Source organism: Leyella lascolaii, assembly GCF_900079775.1.
GTDB classification, from domain to species: domain Bacteria; phylum Bacteroidota; class Bacteroidia; order Bacteroidales; family Bacteroidaceae; genus Prevotella; species Prevotella lascolaii.
The window spans coordinates 53470-65512 of record NZ_LT556034.1; the positions used below are offsets into that span (position 1 = coordinate 53470).

The following is a 12043-nucleotide window of genomic DNA, read 5'->3' on the forward strand; positions in this document are numbered from 1 at the left end:
TCAGCGTTCGAAGCCCGACTTCTCCGGGAGTATGCTTTCAAACGCGGCACGTATGTCTGCCATCACCCGGTCGTAGTTACGTATGTGCACATTGTCGTTGAGACATATCAGCGAATAGGACTGGTTGTATATCGCCCTTACCGCCTGCCGGGGTCTGACCATGAGCGGAAACATCTTCGTATCGCTGTAAGTGTTGTACGGCTCGAAGTTTCCGCGGCATATCTGCCATGTCCGGAACAGCTCGGGAGTGAGGTCGTTGAGTGCGCGGAACCTGTTGGCAGATGTCTCGGTAAGCTCCTTTCCCGCTACAGCCCACACCTCTTCGAAAGTGCTTTTCAGATAAGGCTGGGCGTTGTGCGGCGTGCGCAGGGTGATGAACTTGCCGTAAGGCTTCAGCAGATAGTTCCAGCGCGCCTTCGAGCCATAGCTCTTATGAAACCACTTGTCGCGGTCGCGCCTCATCACCTCACGCTTGTCGAAATGACGGTTTATTATCTTCAGGTTGTTCTTTATCCTCTTATACCACTGCGACCACGACGGATTGTAGAGGAAGGCGGCTATGTCGCATGGCATGCCGTTCCTGAAGAAGCGGGCAGGAGTGATGGTGTTTATGATATAGAAATCGTCGTTGAAATAGACGAAATGGTCTGCCAGACCGGGTATGCGGTGTATATACCGCTCTATAACAACCGAGTTGTATGTGGGCAGGAATTCCTCCGGGATGTAATCCTTATGGTTCACCAGATTTATCTTAGGGTTGCTTTCGTCGAGCCACTCCGGCTTCTGACCGCTTGTGACGAAGTGTATCCTGCGCACCCAAGGCGCGAACTTCTCCACACCGCGGAACCAGTAGCGGAGGAAGCCATTGTCGCGGAAGCGTGCCTCCGACACCCCGTTCTTAGTGTTTTCCTTCCTCCCGGAATACTTCGAAAAATCCGCCTGCCACTTCGGGTCGTTCATATCAACCCACGTTATAACAAAGTCTATATCCATGACACTATAGAATTCCTGTTTATGTTTCTTTTATTTTATATTATCATCCCGCCTGCTTTCTGGCATGCTTGAAACGCCGGTGCGTCCACAGATAAAGCTCCGGCTGCCTGCGTATGGCATCCTCGAGCATGCGGAAATAGATGGCTGTGAGCTCGAAATCGGGCAACGACGAGGGAGCATCGTGCATCCTCACATACTCAGCCTCGTAATAACCGCGCCTCACACGCCTCACACGGAGAAACCATGCCTCAAATCCGTAATGCTTGGCTATCTTCTCCGTACCCACAAGAACGGGCACCTCATGATTGAGGAAATGCAGGAAATGACGCGAGTCGCGTTTCCTCGGCGACTGGTCGGCTATAAAACCGACTACGCATATGCTGCCGGCGCGCGCCTGTTCGTTGATGTAGCGCGCTGTCTTGCGCATCTCCACACACGTCGCCCCCATACGTTCGCGGTTGCGCATCATGATGCGGTCCACGCTCTTGTTGCGCAGCCTATGGTATATCTCAGCCGATGTGGTGGTCTTCTCGAAATACAAAGGCATGGAGGAACACCATTCCCAGTTGCCGAAATGACCCATATACAGCGCGACGGACTTACCCTCCCGCTGCACGGCATTGAACTCATCCATGTTTACGAATCGCATCCTCCGCCCCATCTCCTCGCGCGAGATGGTGGTCATCTTGCATGTCTCGAGCAGATTGTCCGCAAAGAAACGGTAGAACTTTTTCTCTATATCAAGTATCCCGCGAGCGTCTTTCTCAGGGAAAGACTCCGTGAGATTCCTCCGCACAACCGCACGTCTGTACCTGAACACATAATATATCAGAACATACAACACGTCTGATATGACGTACATCACCCCGAAAGGGATGTGCGACAGGAGCTTCAAGAAAAAATACAGCAGATGATATGTCATATTTCCCAAACCGTTTTTAAAGTACTTTCATTCATCAACCATATGCCGGATGACACGCCACCGGATGCCGCGCGCTGCCCGGCAAGCCTCATCCTGCGGCTCTGAGACACGGGCGTCACACCGCCCTTCCGCCTGCGAGAGGCATCTTTCAGGGCGCGTACGGCACCATAAGCCGACAGCATTGCATGCCACGCGGCATCTCCCGCAGACACCGGAAACACGCCCCGGTAATTCCGGCGCATTATGGTCATATTAAGAATATGTTGCAAAAGTAATCTAAAAATCCCACTTTCAGCCTATTTTATGCGCTAAATATACGACATATGCCGTTTTACTGTTAATCTTCGCGTCATACGCGTTGGCATATATCGCGCATGAAAGGTTGCCGCACGACAGGATTACACGTACGGAGTCACATATTGCGGACGGCGTCGCTTCGCCATACAGACTGCCTTACGCCCCTGTCGGGACGCTAAAGGCATAGCGGAATACAGGCATAGGGATAATACGGCATCAAAGCTTTCCGTTGCAAAAAACCATTTCTTCAAGTTCCGGACTGCCTGAGTCCTTAATCTCTCTGAGAAACAGACGCGCGCACATCTCGGCGTCGTCACCTGCCCGATGATGCCTTCCGTACGTTATCCCGAACTGTCCGCAGAGATAGTCGAGGGTGTTGCAGCGGAAGTCGTAAAGCTTTCTGGCTGCGCGGAGCGAGCAGTAATAGGTGACGTCCGGCTTGTCGAGACCGTACAGTTCGAGCGAACTGCGGATGCAGCTGATGTCGAACGCTGCGTTGTGAGCCACAAGGACAGGGCACGCGCGAAGATATTCCGATATTTCAGTCCACACCTCCGGGAAGTCAGGCGACATCTCCGTGTCGTCCGGGCGGATGCCGTGTATCTGCGTGTTCCAATAACTGTATACATTGCCTTGCGGACGCACAAGCCACGACCGGGTCTCCGCTATCCGTCCGTCACGCACCACGCATATGCCCGCCTCGCATATAGAGGCACGCCTTCCGGTGGCTGTCTCAAAGTCTATCGCAATGAAATCTATTCCTCGCATATAAATATCACTCACGTTTTGCATGTCACATGTCACATGAGAGAGAAGGAGTCACGGGTGCTGAGAGCCTCATCATGAACATGCGCACATAGTTTTCAAAAAATATCTTTACCATGCAGAACGTCCGCATACCCACCCTACACCTGTCGCGGAAGTATGGACAAGCGGATATTCTGATGGTGCAAAGATACTCATATGTATGTAAACAAACGGCAAGAAAATGATTTTTCTCTTAATAAAGGCATCAGCCAGAAGCCGGTGACACCGTTACGCGCATCATCATTTTGCGTCCTGACGCCAAATGATGGCAAGACATGGCAGGACTGCACCGGCATCGTTTCATTGAGACTTATGCCAGACAGCCTGAACGGACGAGTCAGATTACAGAGATGGCAAGCGAACCCGACAATCCTTTCGCGGCATCCTTGACATTCAGAATGATTGTCCCCGGACTGTCAGAAGCCTGTACCACAACGACCAGCTTACCGCTGAAAAGTCTCATTTCCGGCTTAGTGAACGGCTGAAGCGACGTGGCATCCCCGTTGCAAGCCGCCCGGTAGTGCCCTGCTCCTGTCACCTCGAACGTGAGATTGTCGTCAGCCGTAGGTATCTCATTGCCGTCTTTGTCAACAAGACTCACTGTGACAAAGCACAGATCGTCACCGTCTGCCCTCAGCCGGGTGCGGTCAGCAGACAGCTTCAGGGCAGCTGCCTCACCTGCTGTAAGCACGGTTTTCTCATCCGTCTTGTTGCCGTTAGCGTCATAAGCGACGACCTTCAGCTCTCCTGGAGTGTATACCACATCATTCCACATCAGACGATAGCGGTGTGCACGTGCCTCCGCTTCCTCCGGTGTGGCAGGTTTTCCTTTCTTCCATTCGCCTTCCACGCCAAGGTCTTTACTTCTCTTTCCTTGGCTGACACCGTTGACAAAGAGCTCCGCAACAGGATAATCGGTATAACAGAACACAGGTATTTTCTCACCCTCATGTCCTTTCCAGTTCCAGTGAGGAAGCAAATGAAGGGTGTGGTCTTTCCTGTTCCATACCGACCGGTAGAGATAATACCGGTCCTTGGGAAGCCCTGCCAGGTCGACAATGCCGAAATAACTGCTTCGGCTTGGCCAGTTTGTTATTATTGACTCTAACTTCACAATGTCTGTTTCTATCACCAGCGACTTCTCCGCGGCAATGAATATGAACTTCTTGTCAGGATTGGCTTGCCTGAAACCGTCGAACACCGATTCGCACAACGAGACTGCATCAAACGCTGACATGATTATAAGATTGTCTCCGGCGTCTTCAAGACGATTCAGCTCGAGTATGCGATGAATCATGTTATTGAGCTTCACGGCATTGGTGTAGACCGTATCAAGAGTGTGCCGTATCTGCTCACTGTCGGTCTTTTCCTTAAGAACGCTTACCGGTCCCATAATCAGGGACAGAGGTGTCTTAAGCTCGTGGGAAACGGCTGACAGGAAATTGACCTTCTTCTCGACATTCATCAGTGCCTGTGCCCTTTCGCGCTCACGCGCTCTCGCATGCCGCGTCTGCGCACATACCACAATATGCACCCTATAACAGAAAGCAACAGAAGGACATATAAAGAGACCGCCCAGACGGAAAGATAATACGGATAGCCCACACGGAGTGGGATAACGACAGGCGACTGCGGACTGCCGACGGTTTTTATCTGTATATCATAATCACCGGGACTCATGCCGGTCAGGCTTATCATGCCGGCTCCCTCCGGCATCGCAATCCATTCTTCGCTGCCGTCTGATGACTTCCTGACAAGCCTGTATTCTATATGCTGCACCACATCGGGAGAATAGTCAAGCGTACTCACAAGAAGTGACACGTTCTTATCATATGCCACCGACAGACCGGCGGGATTGCCAACCAGATTGTTCAGTCTGATGTCATCGCCTTCCGGACATTCCATCACCAGTCTGACAGTACCTATCTCCTGTGCCTTGCTGAGCGATGCCTTGTCAACTTCCACTATCTCGTCCAACGCTCCCAAAATCACCTTACCGCTTCCAGCATCATCCCATATTGCCGTAAACGCATATCGGGGAACAGGAACAGCCGACGGAACAAGGGTGTTGCCGTCTATGTTCCACATGTTATTCAATGTGGAAACCCACACTCCCGTTCCGACGGGAGCCATCGTCAGCACAGCGGCATCGTCTCCCGTATGCGGGAACTTCACATCAACCGTTCCGCCGTTTCTGTCTATGACAAGCGCGCCTCCGTCATAAGCACACCACAGGCGTCCTCTGCTGTCCAGACACATGTGTGAGGGCATGCCTCCCGAAACCTTTCTTACATCAATCCGCCTTATCTTTTTGCCGGTGACATTGTAACGGTATATGTTACTGTCATCATAAAGTAATATCCACAGATTCCCATCCTTATCGGCAACCATACTGTTCACATAGTTGTTTGAAAGTTCCTTGCCCATACGCAAGGAAATAAGCGAACTTATCTTTATGAAACGGCATACGGAAGAGTTTGAGGCTATGGACATGCCATGCTCTGTCCCCAGCCATATGTTATCATCCTTATCGGTCATGACACACCATATCTGATCACCGGAAAGTGAGCCGCTGTTACGGGTGTCGCGCTTGTAATGGGAAAGCGTTCCGGCATCATCGTAATACAGTCCGCCACTCGTCCCTACCAATATCTCACCTGACGCATTCCTTGCAATGCTCTTCACAATTGCGCCAGACAGTCCGCCCACACTGCCCCATCTCTCATGAGAAGGCTGATATGTGTACAGTCCTTCTCCGGTTCCCACATATATGGTATGCCCGTCCTTGCTCTCCACCATGCAGTTGACAAACGCGCTCTTGCTGCTTTTAGCAAACACAGGCGAATCCACTTTGTAGAACCTTGAAGCATAAGCGTCATATCTGGCAAGGCCGGCATAAGTTCCGGCATATATCACACCACGGCTGTCTATAAGCAGACTGTAGACCGAGCTGTGGGGCAAGCCTGAACTTATATTCTTCATTTCACCGCTTCTCAAATCCATACAGTACACTCCGTTCAGACCACCGACGAACAAATGGCTGTCTTTGCGGGACATACATCTCACCTCTCCGACATGTCCGGACACAGGCTCTTCAGTCTTGCCACTTCCACAATCATACACCTTCAGACCATGATTTGTGCCTATATAAAGCCTGTCCGCATATTCAACAATGGCATATATCTGTGAGCCGGAGAGGGCTTTCCCGCCAACACGACGTGACGTCGAGCCGTCATAAAGATACAGTCCGCGACTCGTACCTATACAGACAATGCCGCGGCTGTCAGGATAAATACAGAACACAGCCGACCTTCTTCCGTCAACATCGACATTATGACACGTCAAGGCATGACTGTTATCTGATGTGAATATCACATTTCCCGCTACTTCAGATACACTACATGACACCACAAACAGCATGATAATCTGAAATAAGACTTTGTTGATCTTCATAACGCAAAACGATTGAGTTGACATGACCGAATAATTATGCGACATTTGTTTTCAGACTGTTAACGGAATAAAATCATACAGATAGACATGGCGGAAATGTGTATGTTTCTTCATTTTAACAACTATGCGGTATCTGGATCATTAAGTTCAAACCGTTGAATGCACAGTCTGTATACAACAGTTCGGCAAAATAAATGGTATCTCCAAGTAAATCTCAAATAAAACTGAAATAATTCTGCATTATTAAAAATGACAATATCCGCACGCTCTTTGTAGCGTGTGAACATTTAACCATTGTATCTATTATTAGTTGATTATCAGTATCATACGCTCTAAACGGTAGAAAAGTGACTGTGTGGATTCTGTTTAGATACGAAAGGGTAATAATTTAACGTATTTAACTTTCGTTTACATTGTATTCTCATTTTGGAACATTTCAAGTGACCACCAAGCAACAAGTATTGGGTATCAATGCAATAACATCACTCTTATATAATCCTACCCAGATTGCACATGATAGCAAATATACCTTGTATCATTGTCCATTCTCAAATTCTACCTGTTTTATTTTATCGTTGATATGATTAGCGTAAGAACCTCTCTCTCGCAAAAATATAAGACAGGTGACATCTGTCAAGGATTGCAGCAATAGCAATACTTCCGATTATGCTAACTGCTGCTGACATTGAAAATAAGGTAAAGGGCTATGGATGGAAAGTCATAGGCATGTATAAAGTGCAGGATAACGGCAGACTTTCACAAACAGACTACCGCAAGACAGTTTATGACGGTGGATATATGGATTATTGGTTTAAGTCAGACGGTCATCTTATAGGTTTCCACCATGGCGATACCGATGGTAAGTTCTATAACAAAACAGAATGGTTTTATGATGCTGTAACAGGATTTATCATGCGTGGTTTGGCAAGTCAAAGTATGCAAAGCCGCTATATGCAAGTTTTACGCTTCACAAAAACAGAGTCAAAATATTAGCAAATGTACACCATGCAGAAACTGGGCGATGCAACCGATGAGAATGGAAATCTGAAACTATTCTATGGCATTGTGACCCACATTTTTTAAAATTACGCAAATCTCTGTATATAAATGTTTCAGCTTAGATGCAAGGTGCAAGCCATATATATAGATATATACTTGCACCTATCCGAAAAAAATATGCCGAAAAATTTGGCTATTTAAAACAATGTTCGCAACTTTGCGAACAATAAAAAAGGAGAATTGGAATGAAAGAGAAACAGTACACAACAGAGCAGGAACAGATTGCTCGTTTTGCCAAAGCAATGGGGCATCCTGCACGGATGGCTATTCTTGCTTTCTTGGCAAAACAAGATAGTTGCTTCTTCGGTGATATTCACGAAGAACTACCTATTGCTAAAGCAACCGTTTCGCAGCATTTGAAAGAATTGAAAGAAGCTGGCTTAATTCAGGGGGAAATAGAAACGCCCAAAGTCCGGTATTGTATAAACCGGGAGAACTGGGAACTTGCCCGAAAATTGTTTGCAGCTTTTTTAGGGGATTGTAAATGTAAAGGTACATCGTGCTGTGAATAGCAGTACCCTTTTTTTAGAATCTTCGTTCGTAGTTCTACGAATTACGATTGTTATATTAACTTTAAAGTAGAATGACAATGGAAATTAAAGTATTAGGAACTGGGTGTTCAAGCTGTAAAGCCTTGTACGAAACCACCAAACAAGCTATTTCAGAATTAGGTTGCGATGCAACCCTTATCAAAGAGGAAGATTTATTGAAAATCATGGAGTATAACATTTTAGGGCTTCCGGCTTTGGTGATTGACGAGAAAGTCGTATCAGCCGGGAAAAAGTTATCCCTTGCAGAAGTGAAAGAGTTGATAACCAAATAAAAGTGAACTATGAGAAATTTATTTTATCTACTGATTGCAACGCTGGTCTTAGTTTCCTGTGGTAATGGTTCAAAGAAAAAGACCGGAGAAAACCAAGCGGAAGAAATACAGTCTAACCGCATAGAGGTTCTTTATTTTCATGGAGCGCAACGGTGTATCACTTGCCGGGCGATAGAAGCAAATACAGTAGCCATTTTGGATAGCCTTTATTCAAAAGAAAAAGCGGACGGTAAAATTATCTATAAAGTGATAGACATTTCAAAGAAAGAAAATGAAGCGATTGCAGACAAGTACGAAGTTACATGGTCGTCTTTGTTTGTGAACGGCTGGAAAAACGGTAAAGAGAATGTAAACAACATGACCGAGTTTAGTTTTTCCAATGCGAAAAATGCACCGGACAAGTTTAAAGAGGGAATTAAAAGCAAGATTGACGAATTGTTAAAACAGTTGTAGGATGGATTTTCTTCAATCGCTATTAGATAACAGTTCTATTCCTGCTATTACAGCTTTTATATTGGGGATTTTAACGGCGGTTAGCCCGTGTCCGTTAGCGACCAACATAACGGCAATAGGATTTATTAGTAAGGACATAGAAAACCATCACCGGATATTTATAAACGGATTGCTTTATACATTCGGCAGAATAGTAAGCTATACGGTTCTTGGCTTTATCCTTATCCCTATTCTCCGTGAGGGGGCAAGCATGTTTATGGTTCAAAAAGTCGTAAGCAAGTACGGGGAAATGCTGATTGCTCCGGCGTTAATCATCATTGGAATATTTATGCTCGATATAATAAAACTCAATCTGCCGAAAATCAATATCGGCGGTGAAAGTTTGAAAAAGAGGACGAAAGGCGGTTGGGGGGCTATGCTATTGGGTATTTTATTCGCCCTTGCTTTTTGTCCTACCAGTGGAGTATTTTATTTCGGTATGCTTATGCCTTTGTCAGCAGCAGAAACGGGCGGGTATCTCTTACCTGTAATTTACGCTATTGCTACGGGATTACCCGTAATCCTTGTTGCATGGATTTTAGCGTACAGTGTTGCCGGACTGGGTAAGTTTTATAACCGGATGCAAATATTCGAGAAATGGTTTCGTAAAATAGTTGCCATCCTCTTTATTGCGGTAGGAATTTATTATGCAGTAGTCTTTTATCTATAACATAGAGTATCATTTTAAATAAAAACAGTATGAAAAAGATAGAAATTTTCGACCCGGCAATGTGTTGCCCTACGGGTCTTTGTGGAACAAATATTGACCCTGAATTAATGCGTATTGCGGTTGTTATTGAAACATTGAAGAAACAGGGTATCATCGTTACCCGTCACAATTTACGTGACGAACCGCAAGTGTATGTAATTAATAAAACAGTAAACGAGCATCTGCAAAAACATGGGGCGAATGCACTGCCTATTACTTTAGTGGACGGCGAAATCACTGTTTCAAAAACCTATCCTACCACCAAACAAATGAGTGAATGGACGGGTATCAATTTGGATTTTATGCCCGTAAAATGAGTATTCACCAGCTAATTATATAAAAATGAAAACATTTAATTTATCAGATATAGATTTGACGAAATACCTTTTCTTTACCGGAAAGGGCGGTGTAGGGAAAACTTCGATTGCTTGTGCTACTGCGGTAGGCTTGGCAGATAATGGAAAGAAAATACTTCTTATCAGTACAGACCCTGCTTCAAACCTGCAAGATGTGTTTAATCAAACACTGAACGGACACGGCACGGATATTCAAGAAGTACCCAGCTTGACGGTCGTTAATCTCGACCCGGAACAAGCCGCAGCCGAATACAGGGAAAGCGTTATCGCTCCTTTCCGGGGACAACTGCCCGAAAGTGTAATTCAGAATATGGAAGAACAACTTTCAGGCTCTTGTACGGTAGAAATTGCGGCTTTCAACCAGTTTTCCGATTTTATCACGGATGCCGATAAAGCAAAAGAATACGACCATATTATCTTTGATACAGCCCCCACGGGACACACGTTGCGAATGTTACAACTGCCATCAGCATGGAGTACATTTATTAGTGAGAGTACGCACGGTGCATCTTGCTTAGGTCAATTATCCGGTTTGGAAGAACGGAAAGGTATCTATAAGCAGGCAGTTGAAACACTTTCGGATGCAAATGCAACCCGCTTAGTGTTGGTTAGCCGTCCCGAAATCGCACCACTAAAAGAAGCTGCTCGTTCTTCACATGAATTGCAATTACTGGGAATTAAAAACCAGCTATTGGTAATCAACGGGCTTTTGCTACAATTAGATGAAGCCGACAGCGTATCGAAACAGATATATGACAGGCAGCAAAATGCCCTGAAACAGACCCCTGCGGAACTGCTGGAATATCCGTCTTATTATGTTCCTTTACGGTCATACAATTTATCTAATATTACGAATATCCGCCGGATGCTTTACAATGATAATTTAACAAATGATGCGAACTATCAGCGGATTACCGATGCCAAAGGGATAGATGAACTGGTAAACGACCTCTATCAATCAGGAAAAAGGGTTGTTTTTACTATGGGAAAAGGCGGCGTGGGAAAAACCACTTTAGCCACTGAAATAGCCCTGAAATTAACAAAACTGGGTGCAAAAGTGCATCTTACCACCACTGACCCGGCAAACCATCTGAATTATAACCTTGCTGTTCAGGCTGGCATTACGGTAAGCCGGATTGATGAAGCGGAAGTGTTGGAAGCATATAAAAACGAGGTTCGCAGTAAAGCTGCGGAAACGATGACTGCCGAAGATATGGAATATATAGAGGAAGATTTACGTTCACCGTGTACGCAGGAAATTGCAGTATTCCGGGCTTTCGCTGAAATTGTCGATAAAGCAGAAAATGAAGTCGTAGTAATTGACACCGCACCTACCGGACACACTTTGTTATTGCTGGATGCAACGGAAAGTTACCATAAAGAAGTGCAACGTACACATGGCGACACTCCCGCTTCGGTAAGAAAACTGTTACCACGTTTGAGAAACCAGCAGGAAACAGAAGTCGTTATTGTGACCCTGCCCGAAGCAACACCCGTATTTGAAGCCGAACGTTTGCAAATGGATTTACAACGTGCCGGGATTAATAATAAATGGTGGGTCGTGAATGCTTGCTTGTCATTAACAGGCACCGAAAATTCTTTCTTGCGGGCAAGGGCGCAAAATGAATTGGCTTGGATTAAGAAAGTAGAAGAATTATCAAAGGGAAATGCTGCCCTGATAGCTTGGAAAAATAACTAAAAACATGAAGATTTTAATTCTTTGTACAGGGAATAGCTGCCGCAGCCAAATGGCACATGGCTTTCTACAATCATTTGACAATAAACTGGATGTCTTTTCAGCAGGAACAAAACCTGCTGAAAAGGTTAATCCGATGGCGGTAAGGGTTATGGATGAAATGGGTATAGATTTAGCCCACCATACCCCTAAAAGTGTAAACCTATATATAGGACAGGAATGGGACTATGTTATTACGGTCTGCGGTGGGGCAAACGAAAGCTGCCCGATGTTTACGGGTGAAGTAAGAAATAGGCTGCATATAGGATTTGACGACCCCTCGGAAGCAACCGGAACGCCGGAGTTTATAAACAGTGAATTTCATCGGGTACGGGATGAGATAAAATCCCGTTTCTATGACTTCTACCTGAAAGAATTAAGACCACAATTAAGCTAA

The 12043-nt window shown here is 45.9% G+C and carries 13 protein-coding genes; 8 read left to right on the plus strand and 5 right to left on the minus strand.

The window, feature by feature from the left end; all coding sequences use genetic code 11:
* From BN4609_RS00240 to BN4609_RS00265, 5 genes are all read right to left on the minus strand, one after another.
* Complete coding sequence (locus BN4609_RS00240) at positions 1-993, minus strand: stealth family protein (RefSeq protein WP_068854790.1); 993 nt, start codon at positions 991-993, stop codon at positions 1-3.
* A gap of 43 nt (positions 994-1036) precedes the next feature.
* Positions 1037-1915, minus strand: a complete 879-nt coding sequence (locus BN4609_RS00245; protein WP_084791289.1) for a lysophospholipid acyltransferase family protein — start codon at positions 1913-1915, stop codon at positions 1037-1039.
* A 513-nt stretch (positions 1916-2428) separates the two neighbouring features.
* Positions 2429-2980 (minus strand): 3'-5' exonuclease, encoded by a 552-nt coding sequence (locus tag BN4609_RS00255; RefSeq protein ID WP_068854796.1) that lies wholly within the window; start codon positions 2978-2980, stop codon positions 2429-2431.
* Positions 2981-3356: 376 nt separating this feature from the next.
* Entirely contained in the window at positions 3357-4484 is a 1128-nt protein-coding gene (locus BN4609_RS00260) for a DUF4982 domain-containing protein (protein WP_068854798.1), read from the minus strand.
* Positions 4484-6472 (minus strand): ligand-binding sensor domain-containing protein, encoded by a 1989-nt coding sequence (locus BN4609_RS00265; protein WP_164071533.1) that lies wholly within the window; start codon positions 6470-6472, stop codon positions 4484-4486. The genes BN4609_RS00260 and BN4609_RS00265 overlap by 1 nt, the downstream gene beginning before the upstream one ends.
* Before the next feature lie 666 nt (positions 6473-7138).
* Here BN4609_RS00265 and BN4609_RS00270 point away from each other — a divergent pair.
* From BN4609_RS00270 to BN4609_RS00305, 8 genes are all read left to right on the plus strand, one after another.
* The gene (locus tag BN4609_RS00270) at positions 7139-7465 is read left to right on the plus strand and encodes a hypothetical protein (RefSeq protein WP_068854802.1); all 327 of its coding nucleotides are present in this window, start codon (positions 7139-7141) and stop codon (positions 7463-7465) included.
* A 251-nt stretch (positions 7466-7716) separates the two neighbouring features.
* Positions 7717-8043, plus strand: coding sequence for an ArsR/SmtB family transcription factor (locus BN4609_RS00275; protein ID WP_005800946.1), 327 nt, complete (start codon positions 7717-7719; stop codon positions 8041-8043).
* A 77-nt stretch (positions 8044-8120) separates the two neighbouring features.
* Positions 8121-8354 (plus strand): thioredoxin family protein, encoded by a 234-nt coding sequence (locus BN4609_RS00280; RefSeq protein ID WP_005800948.1) that lies wholly within the window; start codon positions 8121-8123, stop codon positions 8352-8354.
* Between the two features lie 9 nt (positions 8355-8363).
* Complete coding sequence (locus BN4609_RS00285; protein ID WP_068854804.1) at positions 8364-8807, plus strand: nitrophenyl compound nitroreductase subunit ArsF family protein; 444 nt, start codon at positions 8364-8366, stop codon at positions 8805-8807.
* 1 nt (position 8808) lies between these two features.
* A complete protein-coding gene (locus BN4609_RS00290; protein WP_005655271.1) occupies positions 8809-9516 on the plus strand; it encodes an aromatic aminobenezylarsenical efflux permease ArsG family transporter in 708 nt (235 codons plus the stop codon).
* Positions 9517-9545: 29 nt separating this feature from the next.
* Entirely contained in the window at positions 9546-9872 is a 327-nt protein-coding gene (arsD, locus tag BN4609_RS00295; RefSeq protein ID WP_068854806.1) for an arsenite efflux transporter metallochaperone ArsD, read from the plus strand.
* A gap of 25 nt (positions 9873-9897) precedes the next feature.
* Positions 9898-11610: an arsenical pump-driving ATPase gene (gene arsA, locus BN4609_RS00300; RefSeq protein WP_068854808.1), complete on the plus strand. Its 1713-nt coding sequence runs from the start codon at positions 9898-9900 to the stop codon at positions 11608-11610.
* A 4-nt stretch (positions 11611-11614) separates the two neighbouring features.
* Positions 11615-12043 (plus strand): arsenate reductase ArsC, encoded by a 429-nt coding sequence (locus BN4609_RS00305; protein WP_068854810.1) that lies wholly within the window; start codon positions 11615-11617, stop codon positions 12041-12043.